The sequence below is a fragment of the Leptospira interrogans genome (genome assembly GCF_900156205.1).
Classification (GTDB): Bacteria; Spirochaetota; Leptospiria; order Leptospirales; family Leptospiraceae; genus Leptospira; species Leptospira interrogans.
This window is the reverse complement of sequence record NZ_FTNA01000029.1, coordinates 16,793-35,514: the sequence shown is the minus strand read 5'-3', so window position 1 is coordinate 35,514 and position 18,722 is coordinate 16,793. Positions and strand designations below refer to the sequence as shown.

Annotated in this window: 15 protein-coding genes and 2 pseudogenes; 4 read left to right on the top strand and 13 right to left on the bottom strand. The window is 36.2% G+C overall.

Annotation, left to right across the window (positions count from 1 at the left end):
- Positions 1 to 10: 10 nt before the first annotated feature.
- Both BW942_RS17575 and BW942_RS17570 read right to left on the bottom strand, forming a co-directional pair.
- The gene (locus BW942_RS17575) at positions 11 to 979 is read right to left on the bottom strand and encodes a ketoacyl-ACP synthase III (RefSeq protein ID WP_000014613.1); all 969 of its coding nucleotides are present in this window, start codon (positions 977 to 979) and stop codon (positions 11 to 13) included.
- A gap of 33 nt (positions 980 to 1,012) precedes the next feature.
- The gene (locus tag BW942_RS17570) at positions 1,013 to 2,794 is read right to left on the bottom strand and encodes a CoA-transferase (RefSeq protein ID WP_000414123.1); all 1,782 of its coding nucleotides are present in this window, start codon (positions 2,792 to 2,794) and stop codon (positions 1,013 to 1,015) included.
- Positions 2,795 to 3,222: 428 nt separating this feature from the next.
- Between BW942_RS17570 and BW942_RS17565 the strand changes: the two genes are divergently transcribed.
- The 3 genes from BW942_RS17565 (at position 3,223) to BW942_RS17555 (ending at position 6,456) form a co-directional block, all read left to right on the top strand.
- On the top strand, positions 3,223 to 4,077 hold the full coding sequence (locus tag BW942_RS17565) for an acyl-CoA thioesterase (RefSeq protein WP_000129836.1): 855 nt from the start codon (positions 3,223 to 3,225) through the stop codon (positions 4,075 to 4,077).
- 366 nt (positions 4,078 to 4,443) lie between these two features.
- The gene (locus BW942_RS17560) at positions 4,444 to 5,202 is read left to right on the top strand and encodes an SDR family NAD(P)-dependent oxidoreductase (RefSeq protein ID WP_000653653.1); all 759 of its coding nucleotides are present in this window, start codon (positions 4,444 to 4,446) and stop codon (positions 5,200 to 5,202) included.
- 444 nt (positions 5,203 to 5,646) lie between these two features.
- Positions 5,647 to 6,456: a PP2C family protein-serine/threonine phosphatase gene (locus BW942_RS17555; RefSeq protein WP_000636852.1), complete on the top strand. Its 810-nt coding sequence runs from the start codon at positions 5,647 to 5,649 to the stop codon at positions 6,454 to 6,456.
- Here the strand turns inward: BW942_RS17555 and BW942_RS17550 are convergent.
- The 11 genes and pseudogenes from BW942_RS17550 to BW942_RS17495 all read right to left on the bottom strand — a co-directional run bounded on the left by BW942_RS17550 (position 6,431) and on the right by BW942_RS17495 (position 16,844).
- On the bottom strand, positions 6,431 to 6,958 hold the full coding sequence (locus BW942_RS17550) for a SiaB family protein kinase (protein WP_000393747.1): 528 nt from the start codon (positions 6,956 to 6,958) through the stop codon (positions 6,431 to 6,433). The genes BW942_RS17555 and BW942_RS17550 overlap by 26 nt on opposite strands.
- A 10-nt stretch (positions 6,959 to 6,968) precedes the next feature.
- Positions 6,969 to 8,258 carry a beta-ketoacyl-[acyl-carrier-protein] synthase family protein gene (locus BW942_RS17545; protein ID WP_000360484.1) on the bottom strand — a complete coding sequence of 430 codons (1,290 nt, stop codon included), beginning with the start codon at positions 8,256 to 8,258 and terminating at the stop codon, positions 6,969 to 6,971.
- Between the two features lie 1,350 nt (positions 8,259 to 9,608).
- On the bottom strand, positions 9,609 to 10,019 hold the full coding sequence (locus tag BW942_RS17535) for a response regulator (protein WP_001049277.1): 411 nt from the start codon (positions 10,017 to 10,019) through the stop codon (positions 9,609 to 9,611).
- Positions 10,020 to 10,318: 299 nt separating this feature from the next.
- On the bottom strand, positions 10,319 to 11,632 hold the full coding sequence (lenD, locus tag BW942_RS17525) for an endostatin-like outer membrane lipoprotein LenD (RefSeq protein WP_000836871.1): 1,314 nt from the start codon (positions 11,630 to 11,632) through the stop codon (positions 10,319 to 10,321).
- Between the two features lie 1,083 nt (positions 11,633 to 12,715).
- A pseudogene (locus BW942_RS22270) lies at positions 12,716 to 12,912 on the bottom strand (Rpn family recombination-promoting nuclease/putative transposase); the annotation flags it as partial.
- Positions 12,913 to 13,015: 103 nt separating this feature from the next.
- A pseudogene (locus BW942_RS21870) lies at positions 13,016 to 13,228 on the bottom strand (Rpn family recombination-promoting nuclease/putative transposase); the annotation flags it as partial.
- Positions 13,229 to 13,390: 162 nt separating this feature from the next.
- On the bottom strand, positions 13,391 to 14,401 hold the full coding sequence (locus BW942_RS17515) for a lysylphosphatidylglycerol synthase transmembrane domain-containing protein (RefSeq protein ID WP_000821597.1): 1,011 nt from the start codon (positions 14,399 to 14,401) through the stop codon (positions 13,391 to 13,393).
- Positions 14,402 to 14,417: 16 nt separating this feature from the next.
- The gene (locus BW942_RS17510; protein ID WP_000131883.1) at positions 14,418 to 14,768 is read right to left on the bottom strand and encodes a histidine triad nucleotide-binding protein; all 351 of its coding nucleotides are present in this window, start codon (positions 14,766 to 14,768) and stop codon (positions 14,418 to 14,420) included.
- Entirely contained in the window at positions 14,765 to 15,661 is an 897-nt protein-coding gene (locus BW942_RS17505) for an ROK family protein (RefSeq protein WP_000834630.1), read from the bottom strand. The genes BW942_RS17510 and BW942_RS17505 overlap by 4 nt, the downstream gene beginning before the upstream one ends.
- Positions 15,658 to 16,323, bottom strand: coding sequence for an ABC transporter ATP-binding protein (locus BW942_RS17500; RefSeq protein WP_000603361.1), 666 nt, complete (start codon positions 16,321 to 16,323; stop codon positions 15,658 to 15,660). Before BW942_RS17500 ends, BW942_RS17505 begins: the two co-directional genes overlap by 4 nt.
- Positions 16,320 to 16,844, bottom strand: coding sequence for a hypothetical protein (locus BW942_RS17495; protein ID WP_000517498.1), 525 nt, complete (start codon positions 16,842 to 16,844; stop codon positions 16,320 to 16,322). The genes BW942_RS17500 and BW942_RS17495 overlap by 4 nt, the downstream gene beginning before the upstream one ends.
- 114 nt (positions 16,845 to 16,958) lie before the next feature.
- Between BW942_RS17495 and BW942_RS17485 the strand changes: the two genes are divergently transcribed.
- The gene (locus tag BW942_RS17485; RefSeq protein ID WP_000576229.1) at positions 16,959 to 18,518 is read left to right on the top strand and encodes a tetratricopeptide repeat protein; all 1,560 of its coding nucleotides are present in this window, start codon (positions 16,959 to 16,961) and stop codon (positions 18,516 to 18,518) included.
- Positions 18,519 to 18,722 lie beyond the last annotated feature (204 nt).

Here is an 18,722-nt window from a genome sequence, read left to right as displayed (position 1 = left end):
TTATGTTCGTTCAGAGACGAAATAAGAGTCCTCCCCAGTAAAACCCACCTCCAACGGCGGGAGTGAGGAATAAATCTCCTTTTTTGAATTTTCCTTTATAATAATATTCTGATAAAACGATAGGGATAGAAGCCGCAGAAGTATTTCCCACTTTGTCGAAGTTCATTAGAATTTTCTCTTTCGGAAATCGAGTCCTTTTGAGAACGTCTTGTACTACCACGTCGGTTCCAGGATGAGGAACCACCCAGTCTACATCATCTATTGTTAGACCGTTTTTTTCTAAGAGTTTATCCATGGCTTTGAGTGTAAGATCTGCCGCGTTGGTGACTAATTCCGGATAACTTTTAACGTAACTATTGGGAGGAGGGCCGGTTACAATGATACCTGCAAGATCTCCTTCGTCTTGAAGAAAGGAATCTATGATTCCGGAATTACTGTTTCCGGTATGTTCTAAAAAAACTCCAGCGGCCGCGTCTCCAGCGGTAAATTCTCCATAACCCCCCATTCTGGTTCTGACTGAAAAACGTTCACTTCCAATTACAAGTGCGTTCTTAAATTTACCGGATTCTAAATAAGCGCAAGCGGTTTGAACTCCGTGGACAAAACCAGTGCAGGCAGTACTTACATCGAAAGCGAGAGCGTTTTTGGTTCCTGAAAGTTTAGAGGCTTGCGGAGCTAAATCAGGAAGATAATAACGATCGGTCCAGTTTGCTAAGATGTAAAGATCTACTTCGTCCGGTTTTTTTCCTGCATCTTTTAATGCCATCTCCGCCACTTTAGAAGCCATAAACATAGGAGTTTCCGATTCATTGGCCCTTCTTCTTTCATTAACTCCTATATTACCTATCACTGCTTTTTCGGCTGGGTGCATTTCTGGAAATTTCAAACGAGAACGAATTTCTTCGTTGGTGACGATTTTTTCTGGAAGATAGTGACCGAATCCGGTGATTTGGATACCGCTCTGATTTTTTCCACTCATAAGGGGCCTCTAGTAAATTCGAATATCATTTTATTATGGAAGTCTTGTATATACCATAAATTGTTCTATGTAAATCTTTTCTGGATCTAATTCGCGTAAAACAGTCAGTTCTTCCGCGGTCACGGGAGGTTCGTGTTTGAGAGGAATATCCTCGTCCGGAGGAAGCCAGGAAGTATAGCGTAGTACTGCTTCTTCAGGTTCCATCTCTTCGTCGGAAGGAGGTGAGATCCAGTGTGAGAATTCGAAAACATGATCCGAATTTGGAGTTCTTTGAAATCTTCCAAATTGACAGACTGCTTCCATAACTCTGTCTCCTACCGAGGTAATATAGTTTACATGTTTTACGAATCTTCCTCGGTTTGCCTTGGCAACTACGATACAATCTGCGACTGCGGCTATATCGTTGGCTCCTCCCGAACCAACTAAAAATTTTCCCTTAGAAGTTTTAGTAGAGTTGATGTTACCGAACCAATCCACTTCTGCGGCTCCTAACACTCCTAGACAATGATCTGGTACTACTGTTCCTAAAATACTTGTGATGTCAGAAAGCATAGTACAGTCTTTTGCATGTAGTTGGCTAAAAAGAAAAACATCTCCGGTATGTGGTTTCATAGAAAAAAAACCTAATTCTGTGATGATCTTAACTTCAATCCCTTCTTTCTCTAAAAAACGAGCAGCGGTCCAAGCGGAAATATGAGCTGCACCGATACCAGCTAGGATCGTTTTGTAACCATTAGATTTGACGTATTCTTGAATCGCTCTCGCAGCCAAGATTATCATTTGTTCAGAGTCGTTTACGGTTTTTGGATCCTCTAATTTAGTTACTTTGTTCTCTTTGGGAATTTGTTTTAGTCTTTTAAGACGAGAAATTCCTATACGTTCTAAATATTCTGCATGACCACCCTTTAGGTTTACAAAATCTGCATACCATTTTTCGGCACGAGAAGGGGCGTTGGCGGCTTCGTTCGCTTCTATCTGAAATTCGTAATCATCTAAATACGTAGAAAGTCCAGCGAAAGCTGGGATTCCGGAAAGGTTATAGACTCTAAGAGATTGAGGATGGGCCCCGAATTCAGCGATGGAAATTGCTTTGACTCGATTTCCTGGAATCGAAACAAGCTCTGGAGGAATGGAACCTTTAGGAACGATCTTTTCTACGGTAGCGACTACACCTTGTTTGGCGGAAAGTGCTCCCCAGTAACCTTCTCCGCAGGGAGGACAAAGAACTAAATTTCCTTCTTCGTCTCCAACCACAGCGTGTAAAAGTGTAAGGTCTGGGTTTAAGGGAAGAATATAAACTAGATCCACTCCTTTTTTACCTTTATAATTCGGAGAATGGGAGCCATTGATACCTTGGTGTTTTGGATCTGGAAGTAAAAAAGCCGTTTTGCCTAACTTATCTAAAATTAGATCGCTACCTAAAAGGGAATTGGTGATAAAACCTGGAAGGCGCATCGCTCCGGCCATCAATCTTTGAACGATACTGAGTAGAGACCAGAGTTCCAGTTCGAACGGTTTTCCTTCCAATAAATTAGAATATAATGAATTAGGAGCAGGTTTAGGATAATTATCTCCGGCAAAACCGGTGATCATTTTTTTTACTACTTTAGAGATTGTAAGAGCGTGTGCACTGGAATGGATTCCTGCCATACTAATTATAAATTCTGGATTTGAATTTTGAAAACAACGAGCGAGAGAATAAATAAGAGCGTTTGGTCTGGACATGGTCGCAGAAAGGTGCAGATACATTTTAGGTTGCACCGTTTCACGGATCATCTCGTCAGGATTTTGAAAGATCTTCGCGTTTTTTTCCAATGAATTCTATACTTCCCAATCAGTATGAAGATGATTCGTTTAAAATTTCCGATTAGGAGCGAACCTCCCGTACTGCGCCTAAAAGAAAAAAGTAATATTATATTACAAAAAAAGATATTCTTTTGTAAATCTTGAATGTTTTACTGCTAATCTTTTTTTTACAAATGTCGAATGGGTTTGAAACAAGTTATAACGGTAGAAAGATTCTACCTTTAAGAATTCTATAGCAAGAACTTTTTTATAAATTGCAACAAAACTATGAATCGATTTAAGGAGAGTATTCTACGAACCGAAATTATAATTAGGAAAGTCATATATATTTACACTTAGTTTTGATAGAAAATTGATTTCAAAATTGTAAAGTAATAATGACTCAAATAACGTGAAGTAGTTTATGTCCCTCACACGTTAGCCGATAAGTGATAACAATGACAGATATACAGATAGAATTTCCGGAGAAGTATCATTTTTCTACGGAGTTATCCATAAGAAAAACAGATCTCGCTTTGGATATTCACGTATCTTTTGCGTCCATTTTAGATTTAGTAATGGAAGCACATCTGCAGTTCTTCCAGTATTTAGGATTTTCTGTTACAGATATTTATGGAAAGAGTATTATCTTTGCGAATGCGGGGATTTTATATCAGGGAGAATTACTCTATAAAGATCAAGTTAAGATAGATGTAGTTTTAGATAACTTAGGAGAGAAATCTTTTGATCTAACCTTTCGTCTTTCCAAAGATCAAAGGAAAGAGAAAGTAGCGCTTATAAAAATTAGGGTTTTGTTTTTTGATTATTCCATCCGTAGAGTAGTGTCTGTTCCGGAAGGTTTTAGAAAAATTTTTACGGAAGAAAGAATTCCAGTATATACTTCTTCTCAAACTGAAATGGTTCAGGAGACGAGTTCTGTTCAAAGTAAAAGTTTTGATAAACTGGAGGTTTTGCGTTTTGCACACGGTCTTACTCTCAAATTATACAGGATTGGAAATAAAACTGAAGTGATCAAAGAACATAGTTCTCTTCTGGAACATATTCGTTCTGTTTCTATACTTTTGCCGGTTCGGATTGCAGGAGCTTGGGGAAGTAGGATTCTTTCGGAAAAAATTAAAAATATTCTAAAAGCGAAAGTGCATCTGGAAGAACTCAGATACCTTTTGGTTTTACTGCAGGATCTAAAAATTGATTCGATTGAAAGTGAGCTATCTGATTTAGAAATAATAAATAAACATCTGAAAAAATATCTTGCCCGGGTTCGGAATGGAAAAACTAGAAAATTAAATTGAGAACTCTTGTCCTAAAATTTTAGAATCAGTCATTTTTGAATCTTCAATAAAAATATATGAGTTCCCACAAAAACTGTCTGTAATTTGATTATTTAGGAGAACTTCTATAAAAAATGAATTTCTAATTTAAACGAGATGGTTTAATCGTCGATTTCATTCACAAATTGAATTTTGATCGAAAATGATAAAGCAGGTTCCGAATCTAAACGTTAGATTGGTGTGAAAATTTGCAAGTCTGGATTTAATAGGATCGTTATCTTTAATTTTATGGAAATCTTTTGAAGTAGATTCTATAAAAACTGAAAGTTTCATTTTAAAGTTCTGTCAGTAAGTTATAATATTAAAATATACAATTTGGAGAATATCATGAAGGATAAAGTAGCCATTGTGACCGGAGGAAGTACTGGAATTGGAAAAGCGGTCGTAAAGGAATTTGTCTCCAAAGGTGTTAAAGTTGTTTTTTGTGGTCGTAGATTGGAAGAAGGAAAAAAATTGGAATCTGAAATACGTGCTGAGGGTGGAGACGTATATTTCGTAGTCTGTGACGTAACTTCTGGAGAACAGGTAAAAAAGGTAGTGGATGCCGCCTTGGAAAAATTTGGAAGATTGGATTTCGGAATCAACAACGCTGGAATTATGGGCCTCAATCATCTTTTACACGAATATCCGGAAGACGTTTGGGATAAAGTGGTGAACGTAAATCTCAAAGGAACTTGGTTATCGATGAAGTATCAAATTCCAGAAATGATCAAAATGGGAGGAGGGGTTGTGGTAAACGTTTCTTCTATATCTGGAATCAACGGAGTTGTTGGAATCAATCCTTATGCAGCCGCAAAACATGGTGTTGTAGGACTTACAAAAAGCGCTGCATTGGAATATGCTAAAAAAAATATTCGAATCAATGCAATTTGTCCGGGAGCGGTAAAGACTGAAATTTTAGACGAACTCTTTCATCTTGCAAAAGATCCTGTAGAAGCGGAAAGACAATTGGTAAAATTACATCCTATACATAGGATTGCTTCTCCTGAAGAAATTTCTAAAACCGTTCTTTGGCTTTGTAGTGAAGATTCTTCTTTTATTACTGGGACTGCAATTCCTGTGGATGGTGGATATTCTGCAAAATAAAAGTTGGAAATTAAAAAACGTAATCTTGTGGGAACTCCCACGAAAGTTTTGATGAATAAACAAGTGTGAGTTTCAAAGAGACGTAATGTTGTGGGAACTCCCACGAAAGTTTTGATGAATCAACAAGTGTGAGTTACAAAGAGACGTAATCTTGCGGGAACTCCCACTTTGTCAAAACCATTCCAGGTGATGAGTTGGTAAAAGTTATCAATCTAGTTCCGTTTGGAATTACCTAAGTGAAATTCTCATCAACCTGTAATATGATTAGAAATTTTATAGAAACGATTTCGATTTAAGGAGTGTTGTTTTTGAAACTAAAACGTCCTAATTTAGTTATAGTTTATTCAAAAAAAAGAATGTACTATAGATTTGTTCTTGAAGTTCATGAATGACACATATTTATAATAGAATCTTAGAAAGTGTTTCAACTTTCAGTATTTCTCCATGATTGTTAATTATTTTGGAATTACGGAAAAAGGAAATTTTCGTTCTCACAACGAAGACTCCATGTATGTATCTGGTGAAATTGTAGCCGGAACGGTTTCTGGTTCTTTTTCTTCTTCGGGAATGAGAGAAGCGCCTTTGATCCTTGCTCTAGCCGATGGAATGGGCGGACATATTTCCGGAGAAATTGCAAGTAGAATGACACTTGAGAAACTTGCTTGGACGGAAAGAGCGGTTCAACCTTTGGATGAATTATCTCGCGCGGGTTGGCAGAGTTTATTTAGCATCATTAATCACGAAATCAACGATTATGCAAAGGAAACTGGAAAACTGGGAATGGGAGCCACATTAGTCGGTATTTTGTTCGGAAAAAGAAAGGTTCTAGTTTTTAATATGGGAGATAGTAGGGCCTATCATTTTTCTTCCCAAGGAATTCAAAAGATAACAGTTGATCATTCTTTTGCGGGTCCGGTCAAAGAAAATCAGGTTTCCAGAAGTTACATCACTAGTTGTATCGGAGGAGGGACTACCGATCTTCAGATGGATCTTTTCGATATTACAAATTCTTTAAATGTAGGAGATCGTATTCTTCTTTGTACGGATGGATTGACGGACGTAATTAAGATAGACGATTTGGAAGAAATTTTAAAAAATTCTTCTAACGCAAAGGAAGCTTGTTATCATCTTTTAGAAGAAGCAAATCTAAGAATGACTAAGGATAATACTTCTGTGATCGTAATCGAGGTTCAAGAAATTATACTTTCTAATTCCAAACCTTGGAAACTTACCCCAGGCGAAAAAAAACGGTAAGAGTAAAAAAGAAATTTCCATTTGGTGTTTTTTCAAAAGAGGAACGAAATGGAAAATCAGATTTTCTTAATATTTCCAAAAAGCCAAGCCCCGCTCCCTTACTAGATTTAGGTCTTTCTCCTTTTATTTTTTGCAGGTATAATTCTTTTACTTCTGCTTCCGAAAGAGATAAAAAATGATCTAGTTTTTTTTCTAAAGTCGATGCGGTTTCTTCGCTAAGAAGATTTGCGGTCGAAAGTTTAAGTATATGATTTTTTTCTTTGACTATAATTAGGCCAACTCCATAATCTCCTTCTTTTTCCAAAGAATAGTGACTTACATTCTGTACCATTTCTATAAATACGTTTAGGATTTTGTTTTTCCCTTTTTGGTTTGTGATTCTATCTTTTAGAATTTCAGTGAGATTTCCTAAAACTTCATGGGTTACTGCACCTTGATAATAGAGAACCGATTTTAATTTTTTCAAATAATCGTATTGTCTATACAATCTGTCGAATTCCATCCTAATTTCCTTAAAGAAGATCCGGTGCGGTAAGACTTACGAAGGAAGATTGACTTCCAATTGCAAAAGCCATTGAAATTGCATTTCTAAGTCGAACCTTTCTGGCACCATCTGTAATATGATCATGATCGCATTCTGGGTCTACGTCTTTTAGATTGATGGTAGGGCAAAGAATTTGTTTTTCAAGCATGAGGGCTGTTGCCGCAACGTTGATAATCCCTGCAGCTCCAAAAGTATGACCAAAAATTGGCTTGATAGAACCAAGAGGAGCCCATTTATTCCGAGCAAGGCCGTTGTATAAAATTTTGAGAGCCCTACTTTCTGCCATATCGTTGTTGATCGTTGCCGTTCCATGTCCGCAGAAATAATCAATATCTCCTAAATTGAGTCCGCTGATTTTTAGAAGTCGGTTTAAACCATTCGCAGCCTTTTTGCCGGTAAGATCCATTCTCATCGCGTGATCCGCTTCGTTGTAGCTAAAGGTTCCTAAAACTTCCGCATAAATTCTGGCACCTCTTGCGATGGCGTGATCCATTCTTTCCATACAAAGAACGGCGGCACCTTCTCCTAAGATAAAACCATCTCGATTTCGATCGTAAGGTTTGATTGCAGATTTAGGATTGTCTTTTTCGGAAGACATAACGGAACTTACCGGATCGGAATACATCATCATGAGAGGTTTGATCAAAGGAAACTCATGACCTCCGGCATACATTACTTCCGCTCTTCCTTTTCGGATTGCTTGGTAACAAAGACTAATTGCGTGATGTCCTCCTACACAGGCGGCTGTGATTGTGGTTACAAAACCTTGCACGTTCGCGTAGATTGCGGTAAGATTTGTAGGATTGGAAGCCATAGAAGTAAGAACCGAATAACGATCAAAAACGTTAGGATCTTTTTCTTCGTGATAAAGTTTCCAAGCGTGTTCCCACCAAGCGAGAGAAGCTCTAGAGGAAGAATCTATAAAACCTACTTTAGATGGATCAACGGAATCCTTTTCTAATTTGGCGTCTCTTCGCGCTTCTTCCATTGCAGACATAATTGCGAAGGTTTCTCGGTTATAGTGTTTTGAATGTTTTTCGTCTAAATCGGGTAAGAACTTTTTCCAATCGAAATCGTTCATTTCCGCCGCAACTTTTACGGGCATATCGTCGGTTGGAAATCTGGTAATCGTATCTATTTGGGAATTTCCTTCGGAAAGATTTTTCCAAAAAGTGTCCACAGAATACGTATTCGGAAGGATAACTCCTATCCCAGTAATAGCAACTCTTGAATTGTGATTGGTTTTTGGTTTGTCCATGCTCATCTGATTTTGCTGCTTGTCCCAAAAGTAATTAAAAACTTTGTATTTTAGAACGTTAAATTTTATATTCTTTTGATATCAAACATGCATAACGTGTATTTGATTTTTTACTTCCCTTCAACCAAATCTTAATTTAATTACGAATTTACTTTTCATTCTTTTTATAAATCGTCCACCGAAAAAAAGTTTATATCCGTATATTCTGTATTTTAAGAGGATTGACCTTTTACAAAAACTGAAAAAACGGTTCGCTTAAAATTCGAAGTTTATAATAAACTCCGAATGCTATTTTAGATTTGATTTAGGAAATGATTTAAATATAACATTAGACGATATAAATCAAAGCAAAAAAATGATAAAGATCGTTTTTAGGAACGAGCTTTGTATAATACCTTTTGAAAGCAAGAATCCAAGAATATTCTAAAATTCGATTCTTTTGTAAAAAGACGTTTCTCTAGTAATTATTACTCAGAGCTATTATAATAGAAATACCACAAATCTTGATTTTAAAGGTATGTTTGAGTGTAAAATATTAGATTCTGTTACGTAGTTATTACTAATCCTTATAAAATTGATTACCGTAAAATTTTATTACAAAACCCTGTTTCAGAGTAAAATACTGGGTACTATATTCTATAGTTCTGATTCGCAGTAATTGAAATGTGTAGGTTCAAATAACTCATTTCAAGTAAGTATAACAAAAAACGTTACAAAATAATGAATAAGATACTGAAGGAATGGAAAATAACTGCGTTTTCAATTTAGAAACTTAAAAGTAGAAATTCTGGTTCTAGAAGAGAAAAAATTTTGGTGTTTTTCTAAAAAATCATCTTTATAAAAACTGGAAAAGAATATTAGAATACTGTATCGTTTAGAATTAGATATTCCCAAGTTACGATTGTGGGAAACATTTATAGAATCATATTGAAAACTCAATTTTATATCTAAATAGAAAATTGAATTTAGAAGATAAAAATACCAAAAAAGATTGTAAGTGATAAGAAATTACTCAGGAACTATAGAATAAAATTATTTAAAATTCTGTTTCTAAATGGTAGAGGTTTCAAAATTTATGTACTCAATTATATAAAAATCAAATGTATGTATTTGTATAAATTCTGAGTTGGTTGAAAATTTAAGAATTTCGAATGTCTAAAATTATTTAAAAACTATGGATAGACGAGAGTGAATCTATTTTTTAACTTACAGTGTATCTTAAAACTCTAAGAAAATAAAAACAAACTGAAAATTAATAAAAGTAGATGGTGTCTTTCTAAATGAAAGTGCTCATAACGGAAGGTTTGGGTTGTATATTATTATCTATATCTATTTTTGTAATTTAAAACTTCACTTTGTATCGTAGCAGAATTTTCGAACGACTTTTAATAATTCTTCCGAATTCCAAGGTTTTGGAATGATCATGCAGGTCCCAGCTTCTTGTTGAACCTTTTTAAAAATTCCTTCTTCGATATGTCCTGTTACTAAAATAGAAGGAATCTCCGGATATTTTTTATGTACTTGAATTAAAAACTCGTCTCCATTTGTGATTGGCATCAACCAATCGGAAACGATCAGTACTACTTTGGTTCCTTTCGAAACTAAATCGTCTATTACTTCTAAGGCTTCGGTGGCGTCTTGAGCCGTTTCAAAAATAAATTCGCGCCCGAGTTTATTTTTTAACTCCTGCACTAAAGAAATCAAAATGATTGGTTCATCATCTACGCAAAGAATTGCGTTCGGTTCATCTTTTAAATTCAATTTGATCTCCAACTTCTAATTCACAATTTCCGGTACGTTTTTTCGAAAAATGGAAAAATCGCACTGGAAGAAGTATTTCGCTTTGAGTCGATTCCGGCCTTTGACTGTTCTAAGGCGACTTATTTTTCGGAAAATACAAGCCGATTTTAGGTATTTCGCATTAATTTTTAACAGTAATAAAAGAAAAACTCTCATCTTCCAACGAGTTCTGCACGTTCAAAAGATGAGAGTTAAATTGAATCTACTCTTAACAAGAACTATTAGGAAATCAATATGAAAGACTCCCTAATAGAGAATATTTATTGTTCTACACAAACGACTCGGATCGGCTCGGAACTATTTGTGGTCTGATCGCACGGTCTATTGGTATAAGATAGTGCGACCGACTTTACATTAGTATTCGCGCTTCCGATTTTACCTAAATAATTGGATGCGCTACTTTTCCAATTGTTACAGTTGTATCCGGTTGCGGTAGTAAAATCAGAGTTAAGTCCTGTCCAAATATAGCCGTTATTTTCGGTCTCTTCTCCAAATCTGTTAGTCATGCTGGAAAATAAACCATTTATATCGGTAGTAAACAGGGTGGCCCCATCGACCCTTTTATAAGTGGTATTTGGTCTTAAAACCCAGTTGAGAGGGTTAGGAGTAGCACGTCTTGTGGCTGGAGTAGAAGGAATGGTTATGGATTGATCCACTGCCATTGCTTTGTAAGTACCTTTTCCAAGTAACTCTACCGGTTTCATTGTATCGTTATTGCAGATTGTATCCATACCGGCAATTCCACCGTAGTTTCCATTATGACCGATTGGTGAAAGAGGAGCCAAATAAATATATTTGAAAAAGCGTATCGGAGGTGCTGGTTGTTCCACACAATATAACTTACCTCCAGAACTGCATGTTATGAGTCCTGGTACAATTAGGGCAGAATCGAAAATTGCATTGGAAGATGTGGCGTTGTAGTTCCCGATCGTTCCAACATTGATGTCGGCTCCGTCTGTCCAGTTATTACAATTGTAAGGTGCGGTGGTCCAATTTGGATTGAGGCCTGTCCAAGTTATGCTTCCAAAATCGGTGATACTGTCTGGACGAATTTTATTCGTTAAAGGGAAGGTGAATAACTTTTTACTATTTGTAGTTCCAATCGTAGGTGTACCTGTTGTGGCTTGGCTATAAACGGTACTTGCTTGTAATACCCAATTGATTTGACCATCTCCTGCATTACCAGTAACACTGGCTCTACGATTGATACCATCAGCCAGCAGTGCTTTGTAGGAATAGTAAGGGCTCCCTTTTAAATCGGCAGGGACCTTACGCATACACCATTCGTCTGCTCCGTAGATTCCTCCTAAACCTCCATGATGTGCCGGTGCAAGAAATATATACGTTGGGCTAGACGGTAATAAATTTTCACTGCCTGCTTCCACATCGGATGGGTCTTCATCGGTGAGTTTACCATAATGAAAACCTGCACTAGCGGGTTTGTTTTTTTCTCCCAAAAGAGACAAAAGTGTAAAAAGCGTATTATCGCTTCCGTCTTGGGTTTCGCTGCACGAAAAGAGAAATAAAATTCCAGTTAACGTTAACACAGCAACGAATTTAAATTTCGATTTCATTAAGAAATTGCTCCTTTTTTCATCCCAATTTTTGAATTAAAAATCTGAGTATGTTTAAAGTAAGACAAATGAATTTATAAAAATTTGCTAATTTTTCAAATTTATGTAATAAAAGTTTTAATTTCTGAAAATTTAATATTTAACATAAATTAGGCGTAATGAATGAAAAAATATTTCTAAAATTGGGTTTCTATTTAGGATGGCAAATATTCGCAGTTAGACGAGCGACGGTAACTTAGATATTTGATTGGAATGTAGATAAGTGCAAGTGATGTAAGGTATTGCTATTTAAAAGTTAACACGAATTAGGTGAAATGAAATTAGAAAAAGTAATAATTAACGTAAGTTCGGTATCAAGAAAGAGTGAATTTTTCGTAAAATGTATGGCTTTTACATTTTTAGAATAGATCTATAAAACCTAGATTTACAAATCTCCGCAGAAATTTATAAGACGTCTATTATGGAACTGATAGTAATAGAGTTTTTGAAAAATGAATTCTCCATCTATTTCCGTTGTATTAAAATGGACAATTAAAACAGATTTGTAAATCCTCACTATGGAATTTTGAAACAACTCTATTTTTTATAAAACGATTAGCGCTAAAATTTAACGTGAATTCGATCCCGATTCATTTTCTGAAAAAGTTGAAATCTGAATTTTACAGATCGATTCTTTAAATGTGGGAACTCCCACAATTGATAAAATAGAAGTTTATAACACTTAAATTTGTCGTATTCAAGTGTGGGAACTCCCACAAATCACGATTTTACGAACAAATTCTAAAATTGTAGGAACTCATACTTTTAGAAAATTTTTACTCGCGTCGAACTCGCATTAAATGGGATTTAAATTTTAATGATGGCCATAAAACAGAGGTTTTGTGCAAAAATCGGATTGAACGATGATTCTTTTTGTATTTTGTAGTAGTTTCCACAATTCTCAAAGTTTAACTGTAAATCCAAGATTTGTGAGAGTTCTTACATCTGTTTTTTTACAAAAAAATTGACTTAGGATAAAACGTATTTCTAACGTTCTGCTTACGTTAAACTAAAGTCTTTCAAAATTTTTGTTTTTTGATTTGTTCAAACGAACTGATCTAAAAATCGATTCCCAATTTTCATTCTTTTTCGCAGTAATAGAAAACGAAAGGAATTACAACGGAGATTGTTCCTTATTTTTATGTTAGTTGCGATAGATTTTAGTAAGATAACCGAAGTTGTTGGATGTAGACAGAATTATCTAAATAACTTTTATATTCGAAGAGTAAATATACATTAGAGTTGTTGAAAAATTCCATAGCAACAATTAACAAAACGCTTCAATCGATCGTTTCCATACAACGAAAACCCATAGAGAATTAATTTTTCAACAATTCCATTGGTTTTATTTCTGACTTGAGAGGAATTTGAAACGATAGATCGGTTGGTTCTTGTTTTTAGTTCTTCGGAAATAAAACTGGATTCGGAAAGTTCTAATTTTTATAGATCCAGTAATTGAACCACTGTAATGTGTTTTAAAAAAAATATGGTGGCTTCTTTTTTATCTTGGAACGTTTCTATAATTAGTCGATCGTGAGGATTGTTGATTTCGTTTATGGTTATTGTATCCTAAGATTTTAATCCTTCCATTGGATTTAAGTTCAAACACTGTTGTAGAATAAAGTGAAGTGTCTAAAATTCTATGTTCAAATACAAAAATTTACGAAAGTCTTAATGACGCGGACTTGGAGTTTAAACTTTCAAAGTGTGATTCATTTTCTATTCGCTACTTTCTACTTCGATCACTTCCGATTCTTTCAAAGAAAATTCAGCCTTACCAAGACCTCGTTTTCTTCTATCTACAATCCAGTAAAGATAAAGAACAATAGCAAAAATACTTTGAAAGATAAATTGTGCAAGATGAACCGTAGTTGCATAAAACAAACCTTCGGATGCTTTTCTACCCATTAGAACAAAGGAAGACGTGACAGAGGCGTGAAACACTCCCGCACCAGAAGGAGCCGAAGGAACCATTACACCTACCGCACCTGCAAACATAATGAGTACGATACCAGTATAACTTATATCAATATCTACTAATTTGAGAAGTATTCCATAACTGAAAGCATAACCGATTAACCAAGTAAATGCGGTAAGAAAGGCCGGAAAGATGAACTTTTTAAAAACTAAAAAATTTCCTAAATCCCGAATGTAATGTGCGAGTTTGTGTAAAAACCATTCTTTTTTTCCAAACAAACCCGCGATCCAAGCAAATATTTCTATGATTGTATTGTTTAAAAATCGGACCGCGATCAGACCTAAAAAAATTCCTACGATTACCAAAGAAGAAATGATCAAAAAAGAATTACTGCTTTCGTCATTGATTCCTAAAAACATCAAAGCACAGATACCTGCGGAAAATATAAAAGAAAAATCTAATACTTTTTCTATAAAGAGCGCGGTTACCAGAGTTGGATATTGAAGGGAAGATTCCTTTTTACAAAAGTATAAACGGAAAATATCTCCTCCTCTTGCGGGAAGAAACATATTTGCACCTACTCCGATAAAAGAGGAAAGTAGAGCATAACGGAAGCTGACTTGTTTTTCCATGAGTAGATACCATCTCCAAGAGAATAAAACTATTCCCCAAGCGGAAGAAATTACAAACGGAATCAGATAGATGGGTTCCCAGCGTTCCTGGATTTTAGAGAATTCGCTCAGATCCAGTTTAGAAAATAAAAAGCCAAGTGCAAATACGCTGACTAAGCTGCCAAATAAAATTCGTTTCAATATCAAGTTCCTTTGTTTAACCGGGAGGCCAGTGTAATCGTCGTTCTGCTAAAAGATGAAAGTGAATGTGAAATACAGTTTGCCCCCCGTTTTTTCCGGTGTTGTTGACAACTCTATAGCCGTTTTCGGCAAATCCAAGATTTTTAGCGGTATCACGGATTTGTAATAAGATATTTCCGAGCAGATGAGAATCTTCGTTTTCGATTTCAGAAAGAGAGGGAATGTGTTTTTTAGGAATAAAAACTATATGAACCGGAGCTTGGGGAGAAATATCATAAAAAGCTAATATTTCATCGTTTTCAAATACTACTTTGGAAGGGATTTCCTTACGGATGATTTTACAAAAGATACAATTTGGATCTGTCATTCTAAATTCTCCATACAAAGCGCCGCAGCGCCTAATGTGCCGGATACGTTTCCTCCGGGGAGGATTTGAGTATAAGTTCTGAAAATTGGAAAGATCAGTTCCCGGATTCTATTTTGTAGGGAATCACCGAATAAATCCCAGGACTTTACAAGTCCTCCTGTAAAAACAATTTTCTCCGGGTTGATTGTATGAATTAGATTTCTACAAAGTTGTGCAAGCGCGTCAATACCTTCGTTTAACAAAATCGATGCGGTTTTATCTCCTTTTCTAGTTTTTTCAAAGAATTCTTCTGCGGAATCTAAAACTTCTCCGGTCTTTTCTTTATATCGATTTAAAAATCCGCTGGCGCTAAAATAAGCTTCGGTGCAACCTCTTTGACCACAACCGCATAGAGAGCCGTTTGGAAGATACGTAACGTGTCCCGCTTCCATTCCACTTCCTTTGTAACCGTTAAAAAGTTTTCCTTGATATACCCAACCACCTCCTAATCCGGTTCCTAAGGTTAAAATTACCAAATTAGGCGATCCTTTTCCTAAACCGAAATGGTATTCTCCCAACGCAGCAAGGTTTGCATCATTATTATAATATACTGGAATAGAAAATTTTTCTTTTAAATGAGAGACTAACGTCACATTTTTTAAAAGAGGAAGATTAGCGGACTCGATCAAAATTCCGTTTTCAGAATCGATTGGCCCTGGGCTTCCTATGCCCACCGCCGTCAAAGAAGAGTTTTTCATTTCTGATACGATGTCACAAATAGAATCTAGGAATTGTTTTTCGTTTGTTTCCGCGCCGGTTTTACGGAAAGAACTTTTCAGTACGTTTCCGTTGGAATCGATGAGACTTGCTTTGATACTTCCTGCACCTATATCGATTCCAAGAAAGGATTTCATTTTACCACCCGGGTAAATTCTCCCTCTCTCATTTCATAAATTGTTTTAGCGTCAAAAGCTAAATTCATATCATGAGTTACTAATAGAATCGTAAGACCTCTCGAATTAAAATCGTAGAGAAGATTTCGGACTAGTTCGCTGTTTTCGGGATCTAAGTCTCCAGAAGGTTCGTCTGCAAGAAGAAGTTCCGGTTCATTGATCAGGGATCTGGCGATCGCTGTCATTTGGATTTGACCTCCGGAAAGTTTACTGGGATAACTTTTACGGATCGATTCTAAATGAAGACTGCGAATCAAGTATTCACATTTTTCTAGATATTCTTTCGGACTGAATTTACTTACAAGTAGGGCGGGGAGAAGGATGTTTTCTTCTACGTCTAGATGAGGAAGAAGTTCTGAAAATTGAAATATAAGACCTATATTTTTTGCTCTAAAGTTTCCAAGTTCACCGTTACTCATATCGCTTACTTTGGTAGTGTCAAAATAAACTTCTCCGGAAGTACTGGAAAGCATCCCGGTAATCATAGAAAGAAGTGTAGTTTTGCCGGAACCGGAAGGACCTACGATGGCAACGTAGTCGGACTGATTCATATCGAAGGAAACTCCGTTAACCGCCTTCGATTTTCCGTATTCTCGAGAGAGGTTGTTGATGCGAAGAATCATTTTCCCCTCCGAATCGATCGGTAAGGATCCAAAAATGTCAGAATCAAAGAAAGGATCGATCCAATTCCGGAAATGAGAAAAATACAGATGAAAAATGCTTTTCCATAATCGAATAAGCTGGACCCTTCTGCCACCCAAGGTGGAAAAAATATGGTGGTAAGAATACCGAGAAAAAATCCGGTTCCATGTAAAATCCAAAGTTCCGACACTAAAAGTCGAACCGTTCCGATTCGATTTCCTCCGACTGCCATCATAATTCCTGCGTCGGAGGTTCTAAGAAGGGTTCTTGTAATCGCCATAAAGACTAATCCGGAAGAACTGAGTAATAAAACCAACTGAGGATAATTCCGGAAGAGTTCGATACTAGAAGAGTTGGAAGGGGTTCTGTCCATTCTGAGTAGAAAAATCCCAAAAATTAGAAAAAAACAAAATAGGGAAGAAAATCCAATATGAAGAATACTGATTGTAATATCCCGTTTTACAATAGAATACGCGAATCTGAAATAGGTAAGTTTTCCCATTGGTTTTTCGTTTCTGTAAAATGATCGATTTTATCCTGAAATCGGATAAAGCTCGGATTTATTTCCTGGATTTTATCCATTTACCAACTGGAACCTGAAAGAAAAACAAAAAAAATGATCTTCATCATTCTTGTCGCCATTGGAATCATACTGATCGTTGCATCTGGATCGTTTTTGATTCAAACTAAAAAGGACTCCTATGAAAAGGCGCTAGCGCTGGCGGCTCTGGGAAATTATGTAGACGCACGTGTGATCATTCGAGACATTTTAGACAATTCTCCTTCCAACGTAAGAGCTCATTACGTGATCGCAAAAATTTATGCGATGGAAGGAGATACGGTCAACGAAGCCCGTCATCTAGAAAAAATTAAAAAGATAGGAAACTACGAAAAAGGAATCAACCAAGTCGCCGTTTCCAACCGAATCGCAGATATTTACTATCAGCAAGATTTATTTGAAGAAGCTCTATTTCACTATTTGGATACGATTGCGATCGATCCGGAAAATCCAGAAGCAAACGTTCGAATCGGATTTATGGCTTTGGGGCAAAAAGAATTTATGATCGCGGATCGTTTCTTAGGTAAAATTTCGAACGATAAAATTAAAATTCCTTCTCTTTTTATCGGAAAAGGTGTGGTCTCTGCGATTCTTAGAAAAGGGAATCCGGTAGAATTTTTTGCAAAAGCATACGACCTTGATTCTGCTTCTCCGGTCGGAGGTTTTTTATACGCCCTTAGTTTGACTCGGGATGGAAAATACGACGAGGCGATTCGGATTGCAAATTCGGTTGCGGATTCAATCGAAGACGACTACGTTCGTTATACGATTTTTCAGTTTTTAATGTGTTGTTTTATTCTTCAAAAGAATTTAGGAGAAGCTCTCAAACACGCAAGACTTTGTATGGAGATGGCGAGGACCAACGGTTGGAAACAAGAGATGATCGATTCCGACGTTTACTTTTCTCTTTTAGCGGTAAAACTTGGAAAACTAGAAGAAGCCAGTGAATATCTCATTGAGGCTGAGTCGGAAAGAATAGACGACCAAAGAATTTTGGAACTGGCGAATTATAAATTTCAACTGGAGACTAAAAGAACCGACACAGCGAAGAACGGAAATTTTTCTTTGGACGATGAGATTGCTAGAATTTTTGGAGAACTTTTTCCAGTAGAACGTTTTTATGAACTCTCCGGACTTAAATCTTCTAAATCTTTTCATATCAAAGGAATTTTAGACGATCAAGGAAATAAGGTTCTTTCGGACGTCTCTAAAATTGGAATCGGGGTACTGGATCATTATCGTCAATTGAAAGGTGTGGATTTCAAAAATCTTTGTGTTCGAATTGTTATGGCTTTGAATTATACGGTCAGTAGAGAAGTTCCTAATAAGGAAGGTGACGGTCTCAACCTCGCCGGTTTGAATAAAGCAGATAAGGAAACTCGTTCTTTATTTAAATTTCGCAAATGGAAGGACGCAAAGATTTCGGATATATTTTTAAGAGATACAATCGCTCAGTTGAGCGAATTGAGTTTGGATAAGGCGTTTATCGTTGGAGATGCTGAGTTTACGGAAGGGGCTAAACGGTTTCTTTCTGAAAATTCTTCTTTGTTAAACGTAATCAGTGGTAAAGATTTAGAAGAACTTTTGAAAAAGGCTCTTCGACAAGAAGGTAAGTGAATCGTTCGGATTGAACCTGAATAGAACTTTGTTTCTTTTTTGAATTTCATCTATACAATTACGATTTGTAAAAACTTCTGTAATTTTACAAATTCAATAGTTACTACTTGGACGTATGAAAATAATACCAGAAAATGAATGAGCGATTTTACAAAGAACTTGTCCCAAAACCTCAAAGAATTTTACTCAATCATTCTTTAGAAA

Coding starts and splice junctions, on each gene's coding strand:
- BW942_RS17500 (WP_000603361.1), bottom strand. CDS start 16,323: ATGATTCTTCGCATCAACAACCTCTCTCGAGAATACGGAAAATCGAAG.
- BW942_RS17505 (WP_000834630.1), bottom strand. CDS start 15,661: ATGAAATCCTTTCTTGGAATCGATATAGGTGCAGGAAGTATCAAAGCA.
- BW942_RS17495 (WP_000517498.1), bottom strand. CDS start 16,844: ATGGGAAAACTTACCTATTTCAGATTCGCGTATTCTATTGTAAAACGG.
- BW942_RS17560 (WP_000653653.1), top strand. CDS start 4,444: ATGAAGGATAAAGTAGCCATTGTGACCGGAGGAAGTACTGGAATTGGA.
- BW942_RS17485 (WP_000576229.1), top strand. CDS start 16,959: ATGATCTTCATCATTCTTGTCGCCATTGGAATCATACTGATCGTTGCA.
- lenD (WP_000836871.1), bottom strand. CDS start 11,632: ATGAAATCGAAATTTAAATTCGTTGCTGTGTTAACGTTAACTGGAATT.
- BW942_RS17575 (WP_000014613.1), bottom strand. CDS start 979: ATGAGTGGAAAAAATCAGAGCGGTATCCAAATCACCGGATTCGGTCAC.
- BW942_RS17565 (WP_000129836.1), top strand. CDS start 3,223: ATGACAGATATACAGATAGAATTTCCGGAGAAGTATCATTTTTCTACG.
- BW942_RS17555 (WP_000636852.1), top strand. CDS start 5,647: ATGATTGTTAATTATTTTGGAATTACGGAAAAAGGAAATTTTCGTTCT.
- BW942_RS17545 (WP_000360484.1), bottom strand. CDS start 8,258: ATGGACAAACCAAAAACCAATCACAATTCAAGAGTTGCTATTACTGGG.
- BW942_RS17510 (WP_000131883.1), bottom strand. CDS start 14,768: ATGACAGATCCAAATTGTATCTTTTGTAAAATCATCCGTAAGGAAATC.
- BW942_RS17550 (WP_000393747.1), bottom strand. CDS start 6,958: ATGGAATTCGACAGATTGTATAGACAATACGATTATTTGAAAAAATTA.